28 protein-coding genes and 1 riboswitch are annotated in these 23,289 nt (G+C 71.7%); of the genes, 13 read left to right on the top strand and 15 right to left on the bottom strand.

The features are described 5' to 3' along the window. The first annotated feature begins 71 nt into the window (after positions 1–71). Positions 72–425, top strand: coding sequence for a cupin domain-containing protein (locus FZ046_RS01665; protein WP_070354760.1), 354 nt, complete (start codon positions 72–74; stop codon positions 423–425). On the opposite strand, the gene FZ046_RS01660 is transcribed toward FZ046_RS01665, so the two are convergent. Further along, positions 422–2,071 (bottom strand): DNA repair helicase XPB, encoded by a 1,650-nt coding sequence (locus FZ046_RS01660; protein WP_070354759.1) that lies wholly within the window; start codon positions 2,069–2,071, stop codon positions 422–424. The two genes, FZ046_RS01665 and FZ046_RS01660, sit on opposite strands and share 4 nt — an antisense overlap. Positions 2,072–2,108: 37 nt before the next feature. Then, entirely contained in the window at positions 2,109–4,367 is a 2,259-nt protein-coding gene (locus FZ046_RS01655; RefSeq protein ID WP_070354758.1) for a helicase-associated domain-containing protein, read from the bottom strand. Between the two features lie 56 nt (positions 4,368–4,423). On the opposite strand from FZ046_RS01655, the gene FZ046_RS01650 reads away from it, so the two are divergent. From FZ046_RS01650 to FZ046_RS01635, 4 genes are read left to right on the top strand one after another with little or no spacing between them, the layout of a single operon-like run. Beyond that, positions 4,424–4,618 (top strand): hypothetical protein, encoded by a 195-nt coding sequence (locus FZ046_RS01650; protein WP_070354781.1) that lies wholly within the window; start codon positions 4,424–4,426, stop codon positions 4,616–4,618. 44 nt (positions 4,619–4,662) lie between these two features. Next, on the top strand, positions 4,663–5,088 hold the full coding sequence (moaC, locus tag FZ046_RS01645; protein ID WP_070354780.1) for a cyclic pyranopterin monophosphate synthase MoaC: 426 nt from the start codon (positions 4,663–4,665) through the stop codon (positions 5,086–5,088). Next, positions 5,088–5,567, top strand: coding sequence for a MogA/MoaB family molybdenum cofactor biosynthesis protein (locus FZ046_RS01640; RefSeq protein ID WP_070354757.1), 480 nt, complete (start codon positions 5,088–5,090; stop codon positions 5,565–5,567). Before moaC ends, FZ046_RS01640 begins: the two co-directional genes overlap by 1 nt. Then, positions 5,564–5,989: a molybdenum cofactor biosynthesis protein MoaE gene (locus FZ046_RS01635; RefSeq protein ID WP_070354756.1), complete on the top strand. Its 426-nt coding sequence runs from the start codon at positions 5,564–5,566 to the stop codon at positions 5,987–5,989. The genes FZ046_RS01640 and FZ046_RS01635 overlap by 4 nt, the downstream gene beginning before the upstream one ends. A gap of 69 nt (positions 5,990–6,058) precedes the next feature. Here FZ046_RS01635 and FZ046_RS01630 read toward each other — a convergent pair whose 3' ends face one another. The 4 genes from FZ046_RS01630 to FZ046_RS01615 all read right to left on the bottom strand — a co-directional run bounded on the left by FZ046_RS01630 (position 6,059) and on the right by FZ046_RS01615 (position 9,586). After that, on the bottom strand, positions 6,059–7,444 hold the full coding sequence (locus FZ046_RS01630; RefSeq protein WP_149484171.1) for a transglycosylase family protein: 1,386 nt from the start codon (positions 7,442–7,444) through the stop codon (positions 6,059–6,061). Positions 7,445–7,453: 9 nt separating this feature from the next. Then, positions 7,454–7,625: riboswitch (cyclic di-AMP (ydaO/yuaA leader) on the bottom strand. A gap of 240 nt (positions 7,626–7,865) precedes the next feature. Continuing rightward, on the bottom strand, positions 7,866–8,129 hold the full coding sequence (locus FZ046_RS01625; protein ID WP_070353461.1) for a MoaD/ThiS family protein: 264 nt from the start codon (positions 8,127–8,129) through the stop codon (positions 7,866–7,868). Beyond that, positions 8,130–9,185, bottom strand: a complete 1,056-nt coding sequence (moaA, locus tag FZ046_RS01620) for a GTP 3',8-cyclase MoaA (protein WP_070353462.1) — start codon at positions 9,183–9,185, stop codon at positions 8,130–8,132. Then, on the bottom strand, positions 9,182–9,586 hold the full coding sequence (locus FZ046_RS01615; protein ID WP_070353463.1) for a YccF domain-containing protein: 405 nt from the start codon (positions 9,584–9,586) through the stop codon (positions 9,182–9,184). The genes moaA and FZ046_RS01615 overlap by 4 nt, the downstream gene beginning before the upstream one ends. A gap of 154 nt (positions 9,587–9,740) precedes the next feature. On the opposite strand from FZ046_RS01615, the gene FZ046_RS01610 reads away from it, so the two are divergent. Continuing rightward, entirely contained in the window at positions 9,741–10,151 is a 411-nt protein-coding gene (locus FZ046_RS01610; protein WP_070353464.1) for a cold-shock protein, read from the top strand. A 29-nt stretch (positions 10,152–10,180) separates the two neighbouring features. Then, a complete protein-coding gene (locus FZ046_RS01605; RefSeq protein WP_070353465.1) occupies positions 10,181–11,185 on the top strand; it encodes a glutathione S-transferase family protein in 1,005 nt (334 codons plus the stop codon). On the opposite strand, the gene FZ046_RS01600 is transcribed toward FZ046_RS01605, so the two are convergent. Continuing rightward, positions 11,182–11,670 (bottom strand): DUF2771 domain-containing protein, encoded by a 489-nt coding sequence (locus FZ046_RS01600; RefSeq protein WP_070353524.1) that lies wholly within the window; start codon positions 11,668–11,670, stop codon positions 11,182–11,184. The genes FZ046_RS01605 and FZ046_RS01600 overlap by 4 nt on opposite strands. 14 nt (positions 11,671–11,684) lie before the next feature. Beyond that, positions 11,685–13,364 carry an MFS transporter gene (locus FZ046_RS01595; RefSeq protein ID WP_407664438.1) on the bottom strand — a complete coding sequence of 560 codons (1,680 nt, stop codon included), beginning with the start codon at positions 13,362–13,364 and terminating at the stop codon, positions 11,685–11,687. A gap of 89 nt (positions 13,365–13,453) precedes the next feature. Between FZ046_RS01595 and FZ046_RS01590 the strand changes: the two genes are divergently transcribed. Next, a complete protein-coding gene (locus FZ046_RS01590) occupies positions 13,454–14,332 on the top strand; it encodes a DUF3027 domain-containing protein (protein ID WP_083298246.1) in 879 nt (292 codons plus the stop codon). Between the two features lie 3 nt (positions 14,333–14,335). Here the strand turns inward: FZ046_RS01590 and FZ046_RS01585 are convergent, their stop codons facing one another. Both FZ046_RS01585 and FZ046_RS01580 read right to left on the bottom strand, forming a co-directional pair. Next, a complete protein-coding gene (locus tag FZ046_RS01585; RefSeq protein WP_070353467.1) occupies positions 14,336–14,791 on the bottom strand; it encodes an SRPBCC family protein in 456 nt (151 codons plus the stop codon). Positions 14,792–14,805: 14 nt separating this feature from the next. Then, positions 14,806–15,057, bottom strand: coding sequence for a DUF2530 domain-containing protein (locus FZ046_RS01580; RefSeq protein ID WP_070353468.1), 252 nt, complete (start codon positions 15,055–15,057; stop codon positions 14,806–14,808). A 74-nt stretch (positions 15,058–15,131) separates the two neighbouring features. On the opposite strand from FZ046_RS01580, the gene FZ046_RS01575 reads away from it, so the two are divergent. From FZ046_RS01575 to FZ046_RS01565, 3 genes are read left to right on the top strand one after another with little or no spacing between them, the layout of a single operon-like run. After that, positions 15,132–15,563: an Rv0880 family HTH-type transcriptional regulator gene (locus FZ046_RS01575; protein ID WP_070353469.1), complete on the top strand. Its 432-nt coding sequence runs from the start codon at positions 15,132–15,134 to the stop codon at positions 15,561–15,563. Next, positions 15,560–16,381: a TrmH family RNA methyltransferase gene (locus tag FZ046_RS01570; RefSeq protein ID WP_070353470.1), complete on the top strand. Its 822-nt coding sequence runs from the start codon at positions 15,560–15,562 to the stop codon at positions 16,379–16,381. The genes FZ046_RS01575 and FZ046_RS01570 overlap by 4 nt, the downstream gene beginning before the upstream one ends. Beyond that, positions 16,378–16,650 carry a DUF2537 domain-containing protein gene (locus tag FZ046_RS01565; protein ID WP_070353471.1) on the top strand — a complete coding sequence of 91 codons (273 nt, stop codon included), beginning with the start codon at positions 16,378–16,380 and terminating at the stop codon, positions 16,648–16,650. The genes FZ046_RS01570 and FZ046_RS01565 overlap by 4 nt, the downstream gene beginning before the upstream one ends. 176 nt (positions 16,651–16,826) lie before the next feature. On the opposite strand, the gene sepH is transcribed toward FZ046_RS01565, so the two are convergent. Next, the gene (gene sepH / locus FZ046_RS01560) at positions 16,827–17,672 is read right to left on the bottom strand and encodes a septation protein SepH (RefSeq protein WP_070353472.1); all 846 of its coding nucleotides are present in this window, start codon (positions 17,670–17,672) and stop codon (positions 16,827–16,829) included. A 94-nt stretch (positions 17,673–17,766) separates the two neighbouring features. Continuing rightward, the gene (gene serC, locus FZ046_RS01555) at positions 17,767–18,882 is read right to left on the bottom strand and encodes a phosphoserine transaminase (RefSeq protein ID WP_070353473.1); all 1,116 of its coding nucleotides are present in this window, start codon (positions 18,880–18,882) and stop codon (positions 17,767–17,769) included. A gap of 292 nt (positions 18,883–19,174) precedes the next feature. On the opposite strand from serC, the gene FZ046_RS01550 reads away from it, so the two are divergent. Both FZ046_RS01550 and FZ046_RS01545 read left to right on the top strand, forming a co-directional pair. Further along, on the top strand, positions 19,175–20,152 hold the full coding sequence (locus FZ046_RS01550; RefSeq protein ID WP_070353526.1) for an AurF N-oxygenase family protein: 978 nt from the start codon (positions 19,175–19,177) through the stop codon (positions 20,150–20,152). An 8-nt stretch (positions 20,153–20,160) separates the two neighbouring features. Next, entirely contained in the window at positions 20,161–21,822 is a 1,662-nt protein-coding gene (locus FZ046_RS01545; protein ID WP_070353474.1) for an FAD-dependent oxidoreductase, read from the top strand. Between the two features lie 11 nt (positions 21,823–21,833). Here FZ046_RS01545 and FZ046_RS01540 read toward each other — a convergent pair whose 3' ends face one another. The 3 genes from FZ046_RS01540 to FZ046_RS01530 form a co-directional block, all read right to left on the bottom strand. Beyond that, the gene (locus FZ046_RS01540) at positions 21,834–22,292 is read right to left on the bottom strand and encodes a VOC family protein (RefSeq protein ID WP_070353475.1); all 459 of its coding nucleotides are present in this window, start codon (positions 22,290–22,292) and stop codon (positions 21,834–21,836) included. A gap of 99 nt (positions 22,293–22,391) precedes the next feature. Next, on the bottom strand, positions 22,392–22,640 hold the full coding sequence (locus FZ046_RS01535) for a hypothetical protein (protein ID WP_070353476.1): 249 nt from the start codon (positions 22,638–22,640) through the stop codon (positions 22,392–22,394). A gap of 37 nt (positions 22,641–22,677) precedes the next feature. After that, positions 22,678–23,289: a maleylpyruvate isomerase family mycothiol-dependent enzyme gene (locus FZ046_RS01530; RefSeq protein ID WP_070353477.1), complete on the bottom strand. Its 612-nt coding sequence runs from the start codon at positions 23,287–23,289 to the stop codon at positions 22,678–22,680.

The following is a 23,289-nucleotide window of genomic DNA, read 5'->3' as shown; positions in this document are numbered from 1 at the left end:
ACGGTGCAAGCCGCCGACAGCGGGTATGCACCTGCGCGACCAGTCAGCCAATCCAGCAGAAGGGGACGCGCATGACCGCCGACACCAAGGTCTCGTTGACCGACCTGGCCCGCGAGCACCTCGAGACCGCACGCACCAGCAACAGCGGCCGCAGCGCCCACACCGTCTTCGGCGGTCACGAGCACTCGCTGCGGCAGACGCTGATCGCGCTGGCCGCCGGGCACGACCTCGACGAGCACGAAGCGCCCGAAGAGGCGACGCTGCAGGTCCTGCAGGGCCGCGTGCGTCTGGTCAGCGGCGACTCCGCACTCGAGGGCAGCGCGGGCGACCACCTCGCGATCCCCGCCGCGCGGCACGCCCTGCACGCCGACGAGGACTCAGCGGTGCTGCTGACCGTGATGAAGGCCGTCGGCCCGCACGTCTAGATGGCCGGGCCGAGCAGGTCGTCGGCGTCCTTGATGACGTAGCCGTAGCCCTGCTCGGCGAGGAAGCGCTGCCGGTGCGCGGCGTACTCGGCGTCCAGGCTGTCGCGGGACACCACCGAGTAGAACACCGCGCCGCCGCCGTCGGCTTTGGGCCGCAGCAGCCGGCCCAGGCGCTGGGCTTCCTCCTGGCGCGACCCGAACGTGCCCGACACCTGTACCGCGACGCTCGCCTCGGGCAGGTCGATGGAGAAGTTCGCCACCTTCGACACCACCAGCGTGCGGATCTCGCCGCGGCGGAACTGGTCGAACAGCACCTCGCGCTCGGCGTTCTTCGTCGAGCCCTGGATCACCGGGGCGTTCAGTTCCTGCCCCAGTTCGTCGAGCTGGTCGAGATACGCGCCGATCACCAGCGTCGGCTCGCCGGGATGGCGGTCCAGGATCGACTTCACCACGGCGATCTTCGTGTGCGCCGTCGAGCACAGCTTGTAGCGCTCCTCCGGCTCGGCGGTGGCGTACAGCATCCGCTCGTTGTCGGTCATCGTGACCCGCACCTCGATGCATTCGGCCGGTGCGATCCAGCCCTGGGCCTCGATGTCCTTCCACGGTGCGTCGTAGCGCTTCGGTCCGATGAGGCTGAACACGTCGCCCTCGCGCCCGTCCTCGCGGATCAGCGTTGCCGTCAGCCCGAGCCGGCGGCGGGACTGCAGGTCGGCCGTCATGCGGAACACCGGAGCCGGCAGCAGGTGCACCTCGTCGTAGATGATCAGACCCCAGTCCCGGCTGTCGAACAGCTCGAGATGGCGGTACTCGCCCTTGGTGCGGCGGGTGATCACCTGGTAGGTGGCGATGGTGACCGGCCGGATCTCCTTGCGTTCACCGGAGTACTCGCCGATCTCGTTCTCGGTCAGCGACGTGCGGGCGATGAGCTCGCGCTTCCACTGCCTGCCGGCGACGGTGTTGGTCACCAGGATCAGCGTGGTGGCGCCGGCCTTGGCCATGGCCGCCGCGCCGACGAGCGTCTTGCCCGCCCCGCACGGCAGCACGACGACGCCCGAGCCGCCCGCCCAGAACGAGTCCGCGGCCATCTCCTGGTAGTCGCGCAGCTCCCAGCCGTCCTGCTGCAGATCGATGCGGTGCGCCTCGCCGTCGACGTAACCGGCGAGGTCCTCGGCGGGCCAGCCGATCTTCAGCAGCATCTGCTTGACCCGGCCGCGCTCGCTCGGGTGCACGATGACGGTGTCGTCGTCGAGGCGGTCCCCGAGCATCGGGGCGATCTTCTTGTGCCGCAGCACCTCCTCGAGCACGGCGCGGTCGAGGCTGACCAGCGTCAACCCGTGCGCCGGGTGCTTGACCAGCTGCAACCGCCCGTAGCGGGCCATGGTGTCGACGATGTCGACGAGCAGCGGCTGCGGCACCGCGTAGCGGGAGAACGACACCAGGGCGTCGACGACCTGCTCGGCGTCGTGGCCCGCAGCGCGGGCGTTCCACAGGGCCAGCGGCGTGATGCGGTAGGTGTGGACGTGCTCGGGAGCACGCTCCAATTCGGCGAAGGGAGCGATGGCGGCGCGCGCGGCGCCGGCCTCCTCGTGGTCGACCTCGAGCAGCACCGTCTTGTCGGACTGCACGATCAGGGGTCCGTCGGTCATGCGCGACCCCCCGTACGGACTGAGTTCATCTCACCCATTATCCCGACTCCGCCGACACCACCGAGGTCACGCGGTGGATGGCGAAGTCACGGACCCGGCCCGCGGCGGGATCGTAGGCGGTCAGCTGGCCGCCGCGGACGTTGATCGGCGCCACCACCCGCTGCGTCGCGACGCCGGCGGGGTCGACGTAGCCGATCACCACCGAGGCCTGCCGGTGCGCGGCGGACTGCAGCTGCGCCATGGCCTCGGCGGGGTCCAGCCGCGCACCCGTCACGTGCGCGGCGCCGACCTTGCGCAGCACCGCGACGATGGCGCCGAGGGTCTGCGGCGTCGGCGCGGACACCGGGCGGTAACCGCGCCGGCGGCCCGGCGAGGGCACGCGGGACCCCCGGGAACGGATGTCGACGATGGTGCCCGACCAGTCCTCGGCGGCCGGTGCGAAGCCGGCCGCGCGCAGCCCGGCGAGCACGTCGCCGATCGGCGCGACCGACACCGCCACCGTCGGGGCGAGGGTGCGCATCTCCACCCCGGCCATCGCCGGGGCGGCGACCGCCTGGGCGAGCAGCGCCGGGTCCTCGCACCGCACGAACGACGCGGCCATGCCCACGCGCAGCTGCCCGTGCCGCCGGGCGACGTCGTCGATGAGGTAGGTCAGCCCCTGCGGTACCGGCGTGCGCGAGTGCCGCTCGAACAGGGCGTGCAGCTCGCTGGCCGTGCACCCGGTGTCCAGCGCGCGGCGGATCGAGGCCTCGCTGATGCGGTACACCATCGCCGCGCCCGCCGACTCCACCGTGGCGACGGCCGACAGCCGTTCGGCGAGATCGCGTTCGAGCGGACCCGGGACCACCACCGTCAGGTCGGCCTGCAGCAGGAAGTGGTCGATGGGCGTGGGCAGCGCCTTGTCCATCGCCGCGATGACGGCGTCCTCGCCGGCGCCGTCGAGCAGCAGGCGGATCGGGCCGGGCAGCCCGCCGCGCCCCACCGCGCCGACGGCGTCGGCCTCGGTCAGCAGCGCCTCGACGGGCTTCGGCTGCAGCCGCGCCGCCCAGCGCGGCCGCCGCCAGAGCAGGGCGGCCGCGGCGCGGGTGGCGTCGACGCCCGACCCGCGCGGCAGGTCGGCGAGCATGCCGAGCAGCAGTCTGCGGTCCAGCGGAGCGGCGGTCGAGAACAGCGAATCCGACAGTGCGGCATAGGGTTTGCCGTCGGGTCCGCGGTCGCCGATCAGGCTGGGTCGCGCCGTCAGGTCCAACCACGTCGACGCCAGCACGTACCAGCGGCTGGCAGCCGACGACTCGACGAACCGGTCGGCCGCCGGTGTCGGCGCCCAGAACGGGCCGGACCCGTCGGCGGGTTCGGGCTCGGGGATCCCGGGCGCCACCAGCCCCGCGGACGCGGCGACCTCCAGGACGAGGCCGAGCCGTGGCTCGCCGATGCCGGTGGTCTTGGCGAGCTTCTTCATCTCCCGTACGCCGAGCCCGCCGTTGCGCAGCTCCGGGACGGGAGCGGCCGAGAGCGCCTCGATGACGACCTCGACCTCGCGGAGCAGGTCGATCGCGGAGCCGGCCGCGGCGGCGTCGACGTCGGCCGCCGTCGACGAGGAGACCACCGGGTCGGGGGGAGTGGTGCCGGTCGGCCCCGGCAGCTGCCCGCGCAGCACCTGGCCGACCAGGCGGGGCAGGATCACGGTGTCGTCGTCGACCTGGCGCAGCAGCCCGGCGGCCAGCAGGCGCTGCACCGGCCGGTCCGGCGGGGTGCCGGGCGCGGCGTCGCGCGTCCTGCCGATCGGGGATCCCTCGACCAGCCGGTCGAGCAGATCGCGCTGCGGAGCGTCGAGATCGGCCAGTCGCTCGGTGATGGCCGCCGCGTCGAGGTCGGTGGACTCGACGGTGGCCTGCCCGGGGTACCAGGGCAGTCCCGTGGCCGCCTCGGCGGTGACCCGGATGGTCGACTCGCCCCACACCAGCGCCCGCTCGCGCAGGTCGTCGACCGCCGCGGCGACGTGCGCGTCGCCGTCGAACAGTTCCAGCAGCTTGGCCAGCGGCACGGCGGCCGCATCGGCCTGCAGCAGCAGGAGCCCGTCGAGCACCGCCAGCCGCAGGAAGTCGAGGTCGTCGGTCGCGGCCTTCACCGACTGCCGGGACTGCGCGCGGGCGGCCAGCGCCGACAGCGAGCCCGGCGGGGGCTGCGTGAGGTCGGGGCGCAGTTCGAGCAGCCGGATCAGCTGCTCGTCGGGCAGGCCGGCCAACCAGGCGCCCAGCGGCACGGTCTGCGTGGACCCGGACCCGGAATCGGACATCCCCACCAGCGTAGGCCAGCCCACCGGTATCGCCAGTCACCGCTTGGCCTGCCATGATGGGGGACGTGGCTGAGAAGAAGAAGAAGCAGTACGTCGACAACGGCTGGCCCGTCACCGAGGACGGCGAGCACGCCGTCAGCGAACTCGCCGCGGACCGCACCGGCGCACTGTCGCCGTTCGGCGACGTGACCTTTCCGCTGCCGGCCGACACGCTGCCGTACACGCACCCGGTCACCGTCGTCAACAAGTAGTGGCCGATCGGCTGTCGCACCTCGACGACGAGGGTGCGGCGCACATGGTCGACGTCACCGCCAAGGACGCCACCCGGCGCACCGCCGTCGCGACGGGCACGGTGCGCACCCGCGCCGACGTGGTGGAGCTGATCGCCGCCAAGGGCCTGCCGAAGGGTGACGCCCTGGCCACCGCGCGGGTGGCGGGCATCCTCGCCGCCAAGCGCACCAGCGACCTCATCCCGCTGTGCCACCAGCTCGCCCTCACCGGCGTGGACGTCGACTTCTCGATCGGCGCCGACACCGTGGGCGTCACCGCGACGGTCCGCACCACCGACCGCACCGGCGTGGAGATGGAGGCGCTCACCGCCGTCAGCGTCGCCGCGCTCACCGTCTACGACATGATCAAGGCCGTCGACCCCGCCGCCAGCATCGACGGCGTCGCCGTCGTGCGCAAGGAGGGCGGCAAGACCGGGAACTGGGAGCGCTGATGGCCAGGACCGCCCGCGTCGTCGTCGCGTCCACCCGCGCCGCCGCGGGCGTCTACGCCGACCGCAGCGGACCCATCGTCGTCGAGTGGCTCGCCGCCCGCGGCTACGACGTCGCCGAGCCCGTCGTGGTGCCCGACGGCGCCGACGTGTCGCGCGCCCTGTTCGCGGCGGTGGGGGACGGGGTGGACGTCATCCTCACCTCGGGGGGCACCGGCATCTCGCCGACCGACCAGACCGCCGACGCGACGGCCGCCCTCGTCGACTATCAGATTCCCGGGCTGGCCGATGCCATCCGGCGCTCCGGACTGCCGCACGTGCCGACCTCGGTGCTGTCCCGCGGGGTCTGCGGGGTGCGTGGCCGCACGCTGATCGTCAACCTGCCCGGCTCGACGGGCGGCGTACGCGACGGGCTCGGCGTGCTGGACGACGTCCTCGAGCACGCCCTGGACCAGCTCGCCGGAAGGGACCACACGCGATGACCGCCGTGGTGCGCGTCGCCGTCACCGACGCCCCGATCGACCTGACCGAACACGAGGCGCTCGTCGCCCACGAGGCCGCGGGTGCGGTGGTGAGCTTCGCCGGCGTGGTCCGCGACCACGACGGCGGCCGCGGCGTGACGCGGCTCGAGTACTCGTCGCACCCGTCGGCACACGACGTACTGGCCGAGGTCGCCGAGGAGGTCGCGCGCTCGGCGCAGGGCGTCCGCGCGATCGCGGTGAGTCACCGGGTGGGTGCGTTGGCGATCGGTGACGCCGCCCTGGTGGCCGCCGTGGCGGCCGACCATCGCCGGGCGGCATTCGAGACCTGCGCACTGCTGGTCGACACCGTCAAGGAGCGCCTCCCGGTCTGGAAGCACCAGTTCTTCGCCGACGGCTCCGAGGAGTGGGTCGGCTCAGCCTGAACCGCTGCGGCTGCGCCGAGCCGCCCGAACCGAGCAGCCTGTGCCGAGCCGGCTGTGCCGGGCCGGCGCTTACGCGCCGGGAGCCAGCATCAGCGGGCCCGACGCGGGCGCAGGCGCGGGTGCGTCGGCGGGCGGCGGCACCGGAGCGCCGGGCGCCGGCGGCGCGACGGCCTGGTTGGCCGGCGTCAGCGGCACGTTCGGCCCGGCGGCCTGCTGCGGGTACGGCGTGTTCATGCCGCGCTGCGCGAGACCCATGATGAGCGCCTCCTTGCCGCTGATCTCCTGGTTCTGCACGGCGTGCCACAGATCCTTGAGGTAGCTGGCGTTGGCACCCTCGGTGCCCGCGGCCGCAGGATCCATCGTGGAGCCGGGCGGCAGTGCGTCGGGGCTCGCCAGATGCGGCGTGCCCGCGGCAGGAGGCACCGGCAGGTCGCCGCTGATCGCCTGGTTGGCCAGGTCGTAGGCGGGCGCCGGCACGTTGACGGCGTTCAGCGGGGCGAGCGGGTCACCGGCCGGCGCGGCCGGCGCAGGAGCCGGGGCGGCCGGAGCCGGTGCGGGAGCGGGCAGCGGTGCCGGCTCGAGCGGCAGATCGCCACGGCCCAGTGACCAGACCTGCGGCTGGTCGGCAGGCGCGGGAGCGACGTCCCAGTTGGCGGCCTGCACGGCCTCGATCGGCGCGTCGGGTGCCGGCGGAGCGGCGGGCGCCGGGATGGCGTCGGGCGCGCCCAGCATCAGCGGTCCCGGCGCCGGCGCATCGGCTGGGGGTGCGGGCAGCGGGGCGTCGGCGGGCACGTCCAGGGCGACGGGAGCGACGGTCACGGCCGGATCGGCCGGCAGCGGGGCGTCCAGCGGCGCGGCGGCCTCGGGTGCCGGCGGGGGCAGCGGCGCATCGGCCGGCGGGGGCAGCGGCGCATCGAGCGGCGCGGCGTCGGCCGGAGGGGGCGGCGGAAGGAGTTCGGGGCCCGGCGGGGGAGGCGGCACCGGCGCGGCGAGCGGATCGAACGGCGGCGGCGGAGGCGGCAGTTCGCCGTTCAGCTCGGGGTTGTCGAGGGGCTGCGGGGCGTCGGCGAGGACGTTGCGGGGCGTCGAGAAGGACAGGCCCTTGCCGCAGACCGGCCAGGCGCCCTTGCCCTGGGAGGCGAGCACGCGCTCGGCCACGGCGATCTGCTCGTCCTTGGTGGCGAGATGGGCGGACGGGGCGTACTCGCCGCCGCCGTGGCCCGACCAGGTACCAGGCGAGAACTGCAGGCCGCCCTGGTAGCCGTTGCCGGTGTTGATCGCCCAGTTGCCGCCCGACTCGCAGGACGCGACGCGGTCCCATTCGCCGTCGGTCGCGGCGCCGGCGTGACCGGCGAGGGCGAGACCGCCGCCACCGATCACGGCGCCCGTGAAGGCGACCTTGGCGACGGTTGCTGCTGGTGCGGAAGTAGTGGGCTTGCGGTGCCGTCCACTCATCAGTGCAGGAATTCCTCTCGTCTGCGCCTACGAGGTCAGCTGTCGGGTTCGGGCGAGAGAGGTTGCCCGGCCGGCACGGATGTCGGCTTCACCCCGAGGAGCCGCGGGCGGCTCCAAGGTCCTTCGGCGGACCGGTGGGTCCCCCGCTCCATCCAGGTGGATCGTCGGGCTGCGTCCGATGGATGGAACTCGGCGCTATCGGGCGCAGCGGGCCACGTGATGAGGGTCATGCGGCTTGGAATCAGACCGTAACGGGTGGCGGCGATCCCGTCACCTCAGGCCGACCTCGGCGTTTTCACAGCCAGCAAATATTATGAGGATCTTAAAGCCGCAGGAATTCTTGGTGTTTCCGCAGGAGCGAAAGTGGGCACGCGAGGGGCGCGGCCAGTTCGTGACGTAACCGTGATGTGATGCAAATCACCTAACCGCCGGCGAACGGCGGTAAGACATCGATGATTTCGTGCGTTGACAACCGCACGCCGCGGTCGCGGACCGCCACGCCGTCCCGCAGGAACGAACACCGCGGCAGCACCCGGTCGAGATCCGCACCGCGGGCACGCAACACCTCGACGAGTCCGTCGAGCGTGACTCCGTCGGGGAGACAGAGGATTTCGTCGTCCACGCCCGCCGCGGCGCGGGCCGCGGCGAAGTAGCGGACCGTCACCCGAACGTCCGGTGGCGTCACTCAGCCGCCGATCGCACTCATCGGACGCAACGGCTGCACGAAGCCGGGGTCGTTGATTCCATGCCCGGCGGGCTTGCCCCACATGGCGGCCCGCCAGGTGGCCTCGATGGCCGCGTCGTCGGCGCCGGACCGCAGGAGGGCTCGCAGATCGGTCTCCTCGCGCGCGAACAGGCAGCTACGCACCTGACCGTCCGCGGTGAGCCGGGTGCGGTCGCAGGCCGCGCAGAAGGCCTCCGAGACGGATGCGATGACACCGACAGTCGCGGTACCGCCGTCGACGCGCCACAGCTGCGCGGGTGCCGATCCGCGCGGCGCCGGATCGGGCCGTAGGTCGAACCGGCGTCGCAGCGCGCCCAGGATGTCGTTGGCACTCAACGTGTCCTCGCGGCGCCAGTGGTGCTCGGCGTCCAGCGGCATCTGCTCGATGATGCGGAGCTGATAACCGTGCCGCAAGCAGAACTCCAGCAGCGTCACGGCGTCGTCGAGTCCGGTCGCCGGGTCGAGCACCGCGTTGACCTTGACCGGAGCGAGCCCGGCCGCCGCCGCGGCCGACAGGCCGGCCAGCACGTCGTCGAGCCGGTCGCGTCGCGTGATGCGGGCGAAGCGGGCGGCGTCGACGGTGTCGAGCGAGACGTTGACCCGGTCCAGCCCGGCCGCGCGCAGGCCGGCCGCCCGGGCGGCCAGCGCCACCCCGTTCGTGGTCAGCGCGATCTCCGGGCGGGGTGTCAATGCGGCCGCGGCGGCGATGACCTCCTCCAGGTGCGGGGAGACCAGCGGCTCGCCGCCGGTGAAGCGCACGCTGGTGATCCCGAGCCGGGTGACGGCGATCGTCAGCAACCGGGCCAGTTCGGCCGCGGTGAGCAGCGCCTCGCCGGGCAGCCAGTTCAACCCCTCCGCGGGCATGCAGTAGGTGCACCGCAGATTGCACCGGTCGGTGAGCGACACGCGCAGATCGGTGGCGGCGCGGCCGTAGGTGTCCACCAGCGGGCCCTCGGCCGGCATGCCGGGCGAGGCGATGCGGCGCGGCATCGGCACGCCGAGGTCGGTCGGCGTCACCGGGACACCACGTACCCGCCACGGGCGTCGTCGACCGGAACGATCTCCTTGCCCAGCGGCAGCAGCGACACCGGGATGAGCTTGAGGTTCGCGATGGCCAGCGGGATGCCGATGATCGTGATCGCCATGGCGATCGCACTCAGCACGTGCCCGATGGCCAGCCAGATGCCGGCCACGATCACCCAGATGACGTTTCCGATGAGCGCGCCGGGCCGGGCGCCCGGTTTGTCGACGACGGTCTGGCCGAACGGCCACAGCGCGTACAGCCCGATCCGGAACGCGGCGAAGCCGAACGGGATCGTGATGATGAGGACGAAGCAGATGATGCCGGCGAGGAAGTAGCCGAGTGCCAGCCACAGCCCGCCGAAGATCAACCAGATGACGTTCAGGATCAGGCGCATGTGTCTCCTCCAGCGGTGGTTCCCAGGCTACCGGCCAAAGGGTTCGCTGGTCGTGGCGGTGTCCGAGTAGGATCGGTGCCAGTGGCGTCCTGCGCAGGCGGGACGCTTCACTTGTGTGTTCGATGTCCAGCGATATGACGAGCGGGTGAGACGAGTGCCTACCGGCAAGGTGAAGTGGTACAGCGCCGAGAAGGGCTTCGGATTCGTGTCCCAGGAGGACGGCGAGGACGTGTACGTCGGCTCGTCGGCCCTGCCGTCGGGCGTCTCCGAGCTGAAGGCGGGCCAGAAGGTCGAGTTCGGCATCGCCGCCGGCCGACGCGGTCCGCAGGCGCTCAGCCTCAAGGTCGTCGAGCCGCCGCCCAGCCTGTCCCGTACGCGGCGCGAGGCCGAACGGCCCGAGCACAAGCACACCCCCGACGAGCTGCACGGCATGGTCGAGGACATGATCACGCTGCTCGAGGGCGCGGTGCAGCCCGAGCTGCGCAAGGGTCGCTACCCCGACCGCAAGACCGCCCGCCGGGTCTCCGAGGTCGTCAAGGCCGTCGCCCGCGAACTCGACGCCTGAAACGGGCCCCGGGTGGGAACACGTCAGCCGTGAGCTACGTGAACCCCAAGGGCGAGTTCGACCGCGACACCGAGTACATCCCCACCCGCATCACCGCCGACGGCCGGGACGGCTACCCCGTCGAACCCGGCCGCTACCGGTTGGTGGTGGCACGGGCGTGTCCGTGGGCCAACCGCGCGATCATCGTGCGTCGGCTCCTCGGCCTCGAAGACGCGCTGTCCATCGGGTTCTGCGGACCCACCCACGATCAGCGCAGCTGGACGTTCGACCTCGACCCCGACGGCGTCGACCCCGTGCTGCGGATCCCGCGGCTACGGGACGCCTACCTCGCGCGCTTCCCCGACTACGAGAAGGGCATCACCGTGCCCGCCGTCGTCGACGTGCCGACCGGGCAGGTCGTCACGAACGACTTTCCCCAGATCACCCTCGACTTCAGCACCGAGTGGACGGCGCACCACCGCGACGGCGCGCCGGACCTGTACCCGGAGGCGCTGCGCGACGAGATCGACGAGGTCGCCCAGCGCATCTACACCGAGGTGAACAACGGCGTGTACCGCTGCGGGTTCGCCGGCTCGCAGGACGCGTACGAGAAGGCCTACGACCGGCTGTTCACCGCACTGGACTGGCTGACCGACCGGCTGGGGGAGCGCCGCTACCTGGTGGGAGACACCATCACCGAGGCCGACGTCCGGCTGTTCACGACGCTGGCGCGCTTCGACCCCGTCTACCACGGCCACTTCAAGTGCAACCGCAGCAAGCTGTCCGAGATGCCGGTGCTGTGGGCGTACGCCCGCGACCTGTTCCAGACGCCGGGCTTCGGGGACACCATCGACTTCGTCCAGATCAAGAAGCACTACTACGTCGTGCACAGCGACATCAACCCCACGGGCGTGGTGCCGAAGGGACCCGATCTCGCCAACTGGCTGACGCCGCACGGCCGCGAGGACCTCGGCGGCAGGCCGTTCGGCGACGGGACGCCGCCCGGCCCGACGCCCGAGGGCGAGCGGGTGCCCGACGGGCACGGTGCGGGCTAGCTCCAGACCGTCTCGATCGACCACTCGGCGTGCGGCCACGGGAATTCGTTGCCGGCCTCGTCGCGCACCAGCGTCGGCAGCATGACCGCGAAACCGGTCAGCTTGCCGCGTCGCGGGTCGACGGGCGGGATGGTGACCGCCAGACGGCTCTCCGGCCGGAACTCCTCGACCGCCTCGGGCCCGCCGTCCTCGTAGGAGCGCAGCAGCACCCACGGGGCGCGGGCGATGTCGGTCGGTACCGAGAGCTGGATCTGATCGCGCGGATCGACCCGCAGCCGGCCGCTGGCGCCGGACTCGTCGCAGTCGGTGATGTCGTAGACGTCGCAGAATCGGTACGGGCCCACCCGGACCAGCTGACCGTGGCTGTAGACGCTGATCTCGGGGTGGTGCGGACCGCGGTCGGCGGACATCGACCGCCAGATGAAGTACCCGGTGCCCGCCGCGGACAGCACGGTCAGCGCGACGAGGATCGCAATCCCCCGCACCGCGCCGCCCTTCCTCACGTTCCGGTCACCGGTTGCATGGCTCCGCCCTCCTGACGCGCGAACACCGGCCGGTTGCCACCGAAGCCGGGGATCAGCGAGTCACCGTTGTAGCTGACCAGCGTCTGCGCCAGTCCGATGATGAGCAGCGCGCTGATCGCGGTGAAGCCCACCCACAGTTCGGTGTAGATCAGGACGCCCATCGCGCCGCCGGCCACCCAGCCGAGCTGCAGCAGCGACTCGGACCGTCCGAACGCCGACGCCCGCGACTCCTCGGGCAGGTCGTCCTGCAGCGACGCGTCCAACGACGCCTTCGCGACCGCACTCGCACCCGAGGTGACCAGTGTCGCGAGCGCCGCCACGTACAGATTGCCCAGCACCGCGGCGGCGACCGCGAGCGCCGTCACCGCGATCGTGGCGCGCACCACCAGCCGCGCCGGGTGCCCGAGCGTCAGGCGCGCGCTCGAGAAGTTCCCGACGAAGTTGCCGATCGCGGCGGCCGCCCCGATCAGACCGAGGATGCGCAGCTGCTCCCAGCCGCTGGCGTCGTGCGACTTCGCCACGAATGCGGGATATAGGAAGAGGAAGCCCACCATCACCTTGATGGTGACGTTGCCCCACAGCGAGGTGATGATGTTGCGTCCCAGCGGCTGCCGGGTGGCCTTGTTCGGGCGGACCGGCTGCTGCGTGGGGCCGTGGTAGGTGAGGGTGGCGGGCACCTCGCCCTCGGTGACCTCCACCCACTTCGGGATCCGCATCGCCAGCAGTGCGCCGCCCGCGGTGACCGCCACCATGACGTACAGCGCGCCCGGTAGGTGAACCATGTTGAGGAGGTATTCGAAACCGGCGGCGACGGCGCCGCCGGCCATCGTGCCGCCCAGCAGACCGAACACGGTGAGCCGCGAATTCACCCGCACCAGGTCGATGGTCGGTGGCAGGACGCGTGGCGTCATCGCGCTGCGTAGCACGCTGAAGGACTTCGAGAGCACCATCGCTCCGAGTGCACACGGGTACAGCACCCAGGACGGGAAGCTGCCGTTGGCGCCGTCGTAGTTGGCGATCAGGACCACCGCCAGCACGGTGCGCAGCCCGAAGGACATCGCCAGCGCGACGCGGCGACCGTGCTGCAGCCGGTCCAGCGCAGGGCCGATCAGCGGCGCGATCACCGCGAACGGCGCGATGGTGATCAGCAGGTAGAGCGCCACCTTGCTCTTGCTCTCCCCGGACGCGGCGGCGAAGAACAGCGTGTTGGCCAGGGCCACGGCCATCGCGGAGTCGGCGGCGAAGTTGGCCATCACGGGATAGGTCAGCGCGGTGAGCCCGGACTTGTCGGCCCCGTCGGCAGTGGCGGCGCGGTGGAACAGGCCGTACATCCGCGAGCCCATCTCGCGGCTGCGCTGCGCGGCGGCGCGCGTCACGGTGACCCGCTCCCCGGTGTGCCGATCCCGATGCGGCGGCGGGGTGGACCCGTAGGCGCTGCGGTGCGCGGCGTCGTCGAGAGGCGGCAGCCAGCGGTTGGCGCTCGGGTTCTCCGAGGTGCTGCGCGGACGGCGCCGCTGCTCGTCACTCGGATAGTTCGCCATGCCGGGGTGCTCGGCGTCGGGGCGACGGTAGTCGTCGGCGGGGGGCCGCGGCGGGTAGTACCGACGGTCGCGCGGGTCGGTGTCCGACCCGGGGTCGCGACGTGGTCCGCTCACGACGCCAATCATTCCCCATGCGTCGGACAGTCGCCCGTAGGGCAGTCGGTGTGGCTTTGCTCCGCAGGTGTCAGGCAGTATTGGGGGCGATGGACAGCATGACCGAACCCGCCGAGCACGACGAGGCCGCGTCGCCCGACGAGGCTGCGCCGACCGATGCTGCTGCGTCACACGAGGGGCCTGCGCCGACGGAGGGCGCTGCGTCGCCCGAGCCCGAGGCGCCCGCGGCGCCGTCGGCCGAACTCGCCGCCATCCTGCTCGGAGCGGTCGACATCGCACGGGCGGCGATCGTCGAGGGCGACGACGAACTCGACGCGCACGTCGGCGAGTACCTCGGCGCCAGCATCGACGACCCGAGCGCGGCCACGCATCGGTTCCTCGCAGTCATGCCCGGCTATCAGGGCTGGCAGTGGGCCGTCGTCGTCGCCGCCCATCCGGGTGCCGAGCACGCCACGGTGAGCGAGGTCGTGCTGGTGCCGGGACCCACCGCGCTGCTGGCGCCGGCGTGGGTGCCGTGGCACGAACGCGTCCAACCCGGCGACCTCAGCCCCGGCGACCTGTTGGCGCCCGCGCCCAACGATCCCCGGCTGGTCCCGGGGTACCAGTCCTCCGGAGACGCCGAACTCGACGAACTGGCCGGCGAAGTCGGCCTGGGCCGCAAGCAGGTGCTCGGTCCGTGGGGCCGCGCCGACGCAGCGCAGCGCTGGTACGACGGCGACTACGGGCCCAACTCGCCGATGGCCCGCTCGACGCGCCGGTCCTGCTGCGACTGCGGCTTCTACCTGCCGCTGTCGGGCTCACTGGGCACGCTGTTCGGCGTCTGCGCCAACGAGATGTCGGCCGACGGCCACGTCGTCGCGGTCGACTACGGGTGCGGCGCGCATTCGGACACGCCGCAGCCCGCGCAGATCGGGTCGCCGATGTTCGATCCGTTCGACGACGGCGTCATCGACCTCACCGATTCCTGACGTCTAGGCGCCTTCGGCGGCGGCCTTGATCTTGGTTAGCGAGTCGTTCATGCCCTGCAGCAACTCGTTCTCGAAGCTGGGCACGCCACCCATGACGGCGTTGACGAGCACGTTCGACACGGCCTTGACGCCGTTCTCCGCGTGCCGGCTCTCGACGAGCCGCGTCCCGGTCGGCGTCGCCTCCAGCTCGTAGGACCACACCGTGTTGTTCTCGTTGACCCGGAAGGCGACCTTCTGCTCCGGGACGAACTCGGTGATCTGGCTCGTCGTCGGCCAGAACAGCCGGCCGCGACGGTTCACGTTGACGAACTTGGCGCCCTGGCGCAGCGGACCGAACACCTTCGTGTAGCGGCACTGCGGGCTCCAGCGGGGCATCAGCCGCAGGTCGGAGACCAGCGCCCACACCGTGGCCGGCGGTGCGGCGATGTCGATCTCGGCTTGCAACAGCGGTTGTGCCACTCGGGTCCTCCAGGTCAGTCCAGGCCGGTCTGGGCGCCACGTGCGCCGCGCCGTACCGCGGCACGTTGCCACAGAAAGATCGACGTGCCAAGGACTCCCACGCCCAGGCCCGCCACGGTGGTGGGCCGCCAGTCGTGTAGGGCGGGCACCGTGAAGGCGAGCACCACCGCCACCAGCCAGCCCACCGCGATGACGACGATCACCGGCGTCGGCTGCAGCAGCGCCGCGGGCAGCGGAGGCGGTTGAGGCGACTCGGGATGCTCCATCACCGATCAACCTAGTCGATCCACGCTGCGTCGTTGCCGCCGCTGGGAATCGGCTGTCGGTAGTCTGTTGCCTCGTGAGCGACGCCGACGCACGCCTGGCCAGCGACTTGTCGTTGGCCACCGTGCGCCTGGCGCGGCAGCTGCGGTTCCGCAGGCCGGACTCGCCGGTGTCGTTGTCGCAGTTGTCGGCGCTGGCGACCCTCGCCAAGGAGGGCCCGATGACGCCCGGCGCGCTCGCCGTCCGCGAGCGGGTCCGCCCACCGTCGATGACCCGGGTGATCGCCTCGCTGGTGGATCTCGGCCTGGTCGACCGCAGCGCGCACCCCGATGACGGCAGGCAGGTGCTGGTGGCGGTGTCCCGCGCCGGCGCCGAACTGATCGAGGTGGAGCGCCGCGCCAGCCGAGAGTGGTTGCAGCAGCGCCTCGCTGCGCTCACCGCCGAGCAGCGGGGGGTCCTACTCGAGGCGGCCGACCTCATGTCGGCGCTGGTCGACGAAGGCGCGTGACCGCCCCGCACGTCGTGGACGTCGACGACCCGGCCGATCCCCGGCTGGACGACTTCCGCGACCTCAACAGCATCGACCGCCGGCCCGACCTGCCCAGCGGCAAGGGACTCGTCATCGCCGAGGGCGTCCTGGTGGTGCAGCGGATGCTCGCGTCGCGGTTCACCCCGAGATCCTTCCTGGGGACCGACCGCCGGTTGCGCGAGCTGGCCGACGACCTCACCGTCACGTCGGCGCCCTACTACCGGGCGAGCGCCGAGGTGATGGCCGAGGTGGTGGGCTTCCACCTCAACCGCGGCGTGCTCGGAGCGGCGCCACGGCCCCGCGAGCTGACGGTCGACGAGGTGCTGGCCGGCGCGCGGACCGTCGCGGTGCTCGAGGGCGTCAACGACCACGAGAACCTCGGCTCGATCTTCCGCAACGCCGCAGGCCTCGCGGTCGACGCCGTCGTGTTCGGGACGGGGTGCGCCGACCCGCTGTACCGGCGCGCCGTCCGGGTGTCGATGGGTCATGCCCTGCTGGTGCCGTACGCCTGGGCGCCGTCGTGGCCGAGTGAATTGGACCTGATGCGCGACAACGGCTTTCGGGTGCTGGCGATGACGCCCAACCCGGCCGCGCGCACACTGGCCGAGGCAATGGCGGGGCTCGTCGACGACCGCGTCGCGGTGCTGGTCGGCGCCGAGGGGCCGGGCCTGAATGAGCGCACCATGCGTGCCAGCGACGAGCGCGTGCGCATCCCCATGTCGCGCGGTACCGATTCGCTGAACGTCGCCACCGCTGCGGCGCTGGCCTTCTACGAGCGGGCTAGGGTGGCCGGGTGAGCGACGATGCCGTTCCCTGGGGCACGGGCCTGACGGTGGCCGCGTTCGTCGCGGCGGTCGTCGGCGCCGCGATCGTCGTGCTGAGCCTCGGTCTGGTGCGGGTGCACCCGCTGCTGGCGGTCGGGCTCAACGTCGTCGCGGTCGGCGGTCTCGCACCCACGGTCTGGGGCTGGCGGACCCGCCCGGTGTGGCGGTGGTTCGTGCTCGGCAGCGGCTTCGGCGTCGCGGTCGGCTGGCTGGTGCTCCTCGGCATGGCCGCCGGCGGCTAGTTCTCTGCGCCCAGACTTCACTTGCTGACGGGATTCGGCCGTTTGGCGTCATCTTCTGAAGTCTCGGCGAGGGGTGATTCGCCGAGTGCACGGTTGATGGACGCATTTCGCAAGTAGGCCCGTCAACAAGCGTGCGGTCGGTGCGAGGCCTACCGCCCCGAGACCCGCGCCCGCAGCTACGGCTGGGTGCCGGAGCGGACGCCGAGCAGCACGTCCTCCCAGGCCGGGACCTCGACCTTGCGCTTGCGGGTCCGTGGCTTGGGGGCGGGTGCCGGCTCGTCCTGCTCGGGCTCGGGGTCGACGTTGAGCGGCAACTGCGGCTCGTCGGTCTCGACGGGCGGCGGGGGAAGCACCGGCGCCGGCTGAGCGACCTGCGCGGCTTCGGGGGCCGACGGCGCGGACACGACGGGGGCGACCGACCGCAGCGGCGGGCGGCGGAACTCCGGGTCGACGAGTTCGGCGGCCGAATCGTCGAACGGCGTCACGGTCCCGCCGTGCGAGCCCGGGCTGAAGCGGAAGTGCGCGACGTTGTCGCTGCGGCCGGCCTTCCACGCCAGCTGCACGGTCCAGCGGCCGTCCTCGTTGCGCCAGGCGTCCCACGTGGTGTCGTCGGGATCGAGGCCACGACCCACCAGCGTCGCGGTGACGGTCTCCAGCAGCGTCATGACAGTCGGCCCGTCGGCGAGCACGGGGTGCGCGGCGGTGGCCAGCTCGGCGGCGCGGGAGCGCTCCAGCAGGACCGGGTGCGCGAAGCGCTCGACGCGGCCGACGTCCACCCCGGCGGCTTCGGCGACCTGCTCGACGGATGCGCCGGCGCGGATGCGAGCCTGAATATCCTTGGGGCGCAGCACGTTCGACACCTCGACCTCGACCTTGGGTTTGCGGGAGCCGACGCGGTCGCCGCGCAGCGCAGCGTGCAGGCGGCCGTCGGGAAGCAGCAGGAACTTCTCGCCCGAATCGGCGGATTCGCAGATGATGGTCTTGCCGTCGACGTCGAGTCCGACGACGTTGATCTCGCGCATCTGACACCTCCTAGGGGCTAAGGCGTCACCCTACTGCGTTATCGAGCCGTAACCGCGCGGACACGCTGCTCGTGACCACTGTTACCCACGAGGTCTACAGCCGTTCGACGACCCAGTCCACGCAGGCCGTCAACGCGCTGACGTCGTCGGGGTCCACGGCCGGGAACATGCCGATGCGCAGCTGGTTGCGGCCCAGCTTGCGGTACGGCTCGGTGTCGACGATGCCGTTCGCCCGCAGCGTCTTGGCGACGGCCGCGGCGTCCACCGCGTCGTCGAAGTCGACGGTGCCGACCACCTGCGACCGCAGCGCCGGATCGGCGACGAACGGCGTCGTGAACGACGTCGCCTCGGCCCAGGAGTAGAGCCGCTGCGACGAGTCGGCGGTCCGGCCGACGGCCCAGTCCAGCCCGCCGTTGCCATTGAGCCAGTCGAGCTGCTCGGCCATCAGCACCAGGGTGCCGATCGCGGGGGTGTTGTACGTCTGGTTCTTCAGGCTGTTGTCGACGGCGATGGGCAGCGACAGGAAGTCGGGCACCCACCGGCCGGACGCCTTGATGGCGTCGATCCGGGCCAGCGCCGCGGGGCTCAGCACGGCGAACCACAGCCCGCCGTCGGCCGCGAAGTTCTTCTGCGGGGCGAAGTAGTAGGCGTCGGCGTCGCGGATGTCGACGGGCAGCCCGCCGGCGGCCGAGGTGGCGTCGATGACGACCAGCGCGTCGCCGTCGGGCCGCTGCACCGGCACTGCGACGCCGGTCGAGGTCTCGTTGTGCGCCCACGCCACGACGTCCACCGACGGGTCGCTCTGCGGCTGCGGGGCGCCGCCCGGGTCGGCGGTGACGACGATGGGGTCGCCGACGAAGGGGTTGCCCTTCACCGCGGAGGCGAACTTGGCACTGAACTCCCCGTAGGTGAGGTGCAGCGAGCGCTGGTCGATCAGCCCGAACGCCGCGGCGTCCCAGAACGCCGTCGACCCGCCGTTGCCCAGGACCACCTCGTAGCCGTCGGGCACCGAGAACAGGGCGCGGATGCCGTCGCGGACGCGGCCGACGAGGTCCTTGACCGGCGCCTGCCGGTGCGAGGTGCCGAACAAGTGTGCCGCGGCGGCGAGTGCGTTGATCTGCTCGGGACGCACCTTCGACGGACCGCACCCGAACCGGCCGTCGGCGGGCTTGAGGTCGGCGGGGATGGTCAGGGACGTCGTGTCGGCCATGTCGCCAAGCCTAAGTCGCGTCCCGACGGGCATCCGACGGCGGCCCGTCAGTGACGTGCATCACATGTGACCTACGCAACCCGGCTGGGGCACATTCGCGAAAACCCCCTGGTTAGTTCCTGGGACCGCGGGTACTGTACTTAGACAGCGAGCAATCAAATGTAAACCTCACTCGAGGCAACGGAGGCTCAGTATGGCTGTCATCGATCAACCCACCACGAGCGGCGCCAAGGCGCCCACGGCAGAGCCGAAGAAGGCCCGCACCCGGCTGATCCGGCGCTGGCGCAAGAACATGGACGTCTTCGACGACGCGACGTACGTCGAGACCCTGCAGACCCTCTCCGAGGGGTCGGTGCGGCGCAACTTCAACCCCTACACCGACATCGACTGGGACTCGCCCGAGTTCGCCGTCACCCCGAACGACGACCGCTGGATCCTGCCGGCGACCGACCCGTTCGGCAAGCATCCGTGGTATCAGGCCCAGTCTCGCGAGCGGCAGATCGAGATCGGCATGTGGCGCCAGGCCAACGTCGCCAAGGTGGGTCTGCACTTCGAGTCGATCCTCATCCGCGGTCTGATGAACTACGCGTTCTGGGTACCCAACGGCTCGCCCGAGTACCGGTACTGCCTCCACGAGTCGGTCGAGGAGTGCAACCACACCCTGATGTTCCAGGAGATGGTCAACCGCATCGGCGCCGACGTCCCCGGCATGCCGCGCATGCTGAAGTGGCTGTCGCAGTTCATCCCGTTGGTCGCCGGACCGCTGCCCGTGCCGTTCTTCTTCGGCGTGCTCGCCGGCGAGGAGCCCATCGACCACACGCAGAAGAACGTGCTGCGCGAGGGCAGGTCGCTGCACCCGATCATGGAGCGCGTCATGGCCATTCACGTGGCCGAGGAGGCGCGGCACATCTCCTTCGCTCACGAGTACCTGCACAAGCGGGTGCCGCACCTCAACCGCCGGCAGCGCTTCTTCCTGTCGCTGTACGTGCCGGTGGTCATGCGGGTGCTGTGCCAGGCGATCGTGGTGCCGCCGAAGGCGTTCTGGAAGGAATTCGACATCCCGAAGTCGGTGAAGAAGGAGATCTTCTTCGGCACTCCGGAGGCCAAGCAGTTCCTGCGCGACATGTTCGGCGACGTAAGGATGCTCTGCTACGACACCGGCCTGATGAACCCGTTCGCGAAGCTGATGTGGAAGGTCTGCCGCATCTACGGCAAGCCGAGCCGCTACCGCAGCGAGCCGCAGCGCCAGCACGCCACCACGGCGGCGTAGGGGGACCGGTGCCCCACGTCATCACCCAGTCGTGTTGCAGCGACGGGTCCTGTGTCTACGCGTGCCCGGTGAACTGCATCCATCCGTCGCCGGATGAGCCGGGTTTCGCGACCGCGGAGATGCTGTACATCGACCCGCAGGCGTGCGTCGACTGCGGCGCCTGCGTGTCGGCGTGCCCGGTGGGGGCCATCGCCCCCGACAGCCGCCTCGAGTCCAAGCAGCTGCCCTTCATCGAGCTGAACGCGGCCTTCTACCCGAAGTACGAGGGCAAGCTGCCGCCGACGTCGAAGTTGGCGCCGGTGCTGGATGCGCCCGTCGTGCACTCCCGGCCGGACGGGCCGTTGCGCGTGGCGATCGTCGGCTCGGGCCCGGCGGCGATGTACGCCGCCGACGAGCTGCTGACGCAGGAGGGGGTGGAGGTCAACGTCTTCGAGAAGTTGCCGACCCCCTACGGGCTGGTCCGCGCGGGCGTGGCGCCCGACCACCAGACCACCAAGCGGGTGACGACGCTGTTCGACCGCATCACCCGAAAGCGCGGCTTCGGCTTCTACCTCAACGTCGAGGTGGGCACCCACGTCAGCCACGCCGACCTGCTCGACCACCACCATGCCGTGCTCTACGCCGTCGGCGCGCCCAACGACCGCCGGCTCGACGTCGAGGGCATGGGCCTACCGGGCAGCGGCACGGCCACCGAGGTCGTCGCGTGGTTCAACGGGCACCCGGACTTCACCGATCTACCGGTCGCTCTCGACCACGAGCGCGCCGTGATCGTCGGCAACGGCAACGTCGCCCTCGACGTGGCGCGCATCCTGACCACCGACCCGGACGCGCTGGCCCGCACCGACGTCTCGGACCACGCACTCGCCGCGCTGCGCGACTCGAAGGTTCGCGAGGTCGAGATAGCCGCCCGCCGCCGTCCCGCGGACTCGGCGTTCACCCTGCCCGAGCTGATCGGCTTGACCGCCACCCACGAGGTGGTGCTCGACGCCGCCGACCACGAGCTGGTGCAGCAGGACCTCGCGCATGCGACCGACGCGTTGACCCGCAACAAGCTGGAGATCCTCGCCAAGCTCGGCACCGCGGAGGCCCCGGCTACCCGGCCGCGGATCCGGCTGGCCTACCAGTCGACGCCGCACCGCCTGCTCGGCACCGATCGCGTCGACGGCATCGAATTCACCGTCACCGGCAGCACCGAGCGCCGCCGGCTCGCGGCCGGCTTGGTGCTGACCTCGATCGGCTACCGCGGCAAGGCCATTCGCGACGTGCCGTTCGACGATGCAGCCGGCGTGGTGCCCAACGAGCGCGGCCGGGTGACCGGTGCACCCGGCACCTACGTCGCCGGGTGGATCAAGCGTGGTCCGACGGGCTTCATCGGCACCAACAAGTCGTGCGCCGCCCAGACCGTGCACGAACTGGTGGCCGACTACAACGCGGGTGCCCTGCGCACACCGTCCGCGCGCCGCGGTGACCTCGACCGGCTGGTCCGCCGCCGGCAGCCCGACCTCGTCGACGTCGCCGGCTGGAAGGCCATCGACGCCGCGGAGGTCGCGCGGGGCGGCGACGACCGGCCGCGGGTGAAGTTCACGTCGATCGGCGACATGCTGACCGCCGCGGCGGACGCACCGAAACCCTCGCTGCGGCAACGGCTCCTGGCCACGCTGGGCGGCTAGCCCTTCATCGCCTAGCCCTTCATCGCCTCGGCCATCTCGTCCATGGTGACGGTGCGGACGTTCTGTCCCAGCGACCACTGGTGGCCGAACGGATCGCGCACGGCGCCGTAGCGGTCGCCCCAGAACTGCTCCTCGAGCGGGGCGATCACCGTCGCGCCCGCGTCGAGCGCGCGCTGGAAGTGCGCGTCGACGTCGTCGGTGAACTGCAGGTGGATGGTCACCGGGCTGCCGCCGAGCGACGTCGGCGTCATGGACTTCCCGCCGCTCATCTCCGGGAAGTCGTCATTGAGCATGACCATCGACCCGTTGATGTCGAGCGCGGCGTGGACGAGCTTGCCGTCCGGGCCGGGCAACCGGCCGTACTCGACGGCGCCGAAGGCCGCGACGTAGAAGTCGATGGCGGCCGCGGCGTCGTCGACCACCAGGTGCGGGGCGATGAAGTTGGCGGTCGGGGGAGTGGGTTCGGTCATGGCGTGCTCCTCTCGGACGGAACGGTCACCACGACAGACCACCGCGCGGCGGAAAAGTCATCGCCGCCGGAGGAACCCAGGGACGCAGCAGCGGCGACCTCAGCCGCCCAGTTCCGCGACCGTCGCGTCGAGCGTGCCCGCCTGCTCGGCGAGTTCGTGCTCCGACAGGTCGGTGCCGCCGGTGCGCTCGACGAGATCGGCCCGCGAGATCACCTGGAGGGCGCCGCGGTGCGCCTCGTCGTCGAGGTCGCCCCCGGCCACGACCTGCGCGCGTCCCTCCAGCAGCACCAGCACGGCATCGGCATCGGCGTCCAGCAGCGAGCGGACGTCGTCACTCGTGATCGTCATGGCCGCTGGTATGCCCACTGCGGCCGGGCTCAAGCCCTCAGACCGCGGAGAATCCCGGCGGCAGCGGCTCGCGGCCGGTCAGGGCCAGCAGGACGGCCTCGCCGTCGCCGAGCCCGACGGCGATCCGGGCCGCCAGCGCGGTGACCTCGGCCAGCACCTCGGTGGGCAGCTCGAACGTCAGCCCGGCCGCGCGCGCCACGTCCAGCCCGTGCACGGCGAGTTCGAAGGTGCGGGTCGGCAGGTAGCCGCTCAACCGGATGCCCAGCCCGCCGATCACCTCGATCACCGGATCGCCGGCCGCGGCGACGTCGTCGAGCGCCCGGACCATCAACTCCGTCAGCGCGGTCACCGGGTCGTCGCCGAGGTCGCGGCCGGCCTTGCGGCCCCGCTCGGCGACGTCGGCCGCGCCGAGACCGGCGGCGTAGTCGCGCATGCGCACGTAGTAGTCGACGGCGTCCGTCACGTCCTCGCGGGCGGCGGTGGTGCGCAGGTAGGTCGACACCGTGACGAAGGACCGCGACGCGTGACCGACCAGCGACCGCAGGTCCCAGTCACCGAGGCCGGGGCCGTCCCAGGCGTCCGGCGGGATCCGCCGGGCCAGCTCGCAGAAGGCGTGGGCGGCGGCCGAGTAGGTCCGTGCGGCGTCCAC

The sequence above is a fragment of the Mycolicibacterium grossiae genome, from assembly GCF_008329645.1.
Taxonomy (GTDB): domain Bacteria; phylum Actinomycetota; class Actinomycetes; order Mycobacteriales; family Mycobacteriaceae; genus Mycobacterium; species Mycobacterium grossiae.
This window is presented reverse-complemented; position numbering and strand designations above follow the sequence as displayed.

What these genes read in the sequence shown, in the direction of transcription:
- FZ046_RS01590 (WP_083298246.1), top strand. Translation starts at nt 13,454, where the DNA reads ATGGACAGCATGACCGAACCCGCCGAGCACGACGAGGCCGCGTCGCCC.
- moaC (WP_070354780.1), top strand. Translation starts at nt 4,663, where the DNA reads ATGGTCGACGTCACCGCCAAGGACGCCACCCGGCGCACCGCCGTCGCG.
- FZ046_RS01550 (WP_070353526.1), top strand. Translation starts at nt 19,175, where the DNA reads ATGGACGTCTTCGACGACGCGACGTACGTCGAGACCCTGCAGACCCTC.
- FZ046_RS01665 (WP_070354760.1), top strand. Translation starts at nt 72, where the DNA reads ATGACCGCCGACACCAAGGTCTCGTTGACCGACCTGGCCCGCGAGCAC.
- FZ046_RS01635 (WP_070354756.1), top strand. Translation starts at nt 5,564, where the DNA reads ATGACCGCCGTGGTGCGCGTCGCCGTCACCGACGCCCCGATCGACCTG.
- serC (WP_070353473.1), bottom strand. Translation starts at nt 18,882, where the DNA reads ATGGCCGACACGACGTCCCTGACCATCCCCGCCGACCTCAAGCCCGCC.
- FZ046_RS01615 (WP_070353463.1), bottom strand. Translation starts at nt 9,586, where the DNA reads ATGCGCCTGATCCTGAACGTCATCTGGTTGATCTTCGGCGGGCTGTGG.
- FZ046_RS01630 (WP_149484171.1), bottom strand. Translation starts at nt 7,444, where the DNA reads ATGAGTGGACGGCACCGCAAGCCCACTACTTCCGCACCAGCAGCAACC.
- FZ046_RS01660 (WP_070354759.1), bottom strand. Translation starts at nt 2,071, where the DNA reads ATGACCGACGGACCCCTGATCGTGCAGTCCGACAAGACGGTGCTGCTC.
- FZ046_RS01650 (WP_070354781.1), top strand. Translation starts at nt 4,424, where the DNA reads ATGGGGGACGTGGCTGAGAAGAAGAAGAAGCAGTACGTCGACAACGGC.
- FZ046_RS01640 (WP_070354757.1), top strand. Translation starts at nt 5,088, where the DNA reads ATGGCCAGGACCGCCCGCGTCGTCGTCGCGTCCACCCGCGCCGCCGCG.
- FZ046_RS01580 (WP_070353468.1), bottom strand. Translation starts at nt 15,057, where the DNA reads ATGGAGCATCCCGAGTCGCCTCAACCGCCTCCGCTGCCCGCGGCGCTG.
- FZ046_RS01535 (WP_070353476.1), bottom strand. Translation starts at nt 22,640, where the DNA reads ATGACGATCACGAGTGACGACGTCCGCTCGCTGCTGGACGCCGATGCC.
- FZ046_RS01655 (WP_070354758.1), bottom strand. Translation starts at nt 4,367, where the DNA reads ATGTCCGATTCCGGGTCCGGGTCCACGCAGACCGTGCCGCTGGGCGCC.
- sepH (WP_070353472.1), bottom strand. Translation starts at nt 17,672, where the DNA reads ATGCGCGAGATCAACGTCGTCGGACTCGACGTCGACGGCAAGACCATC.
- FZ046_RS01540 (WP_070353475.1), bottom strand. Translation starts at nt 22,292, where the DNA reads ATGACCGAACCCACTCCCCCGACCGCCAACTTCATCGCCCCGCACCTG.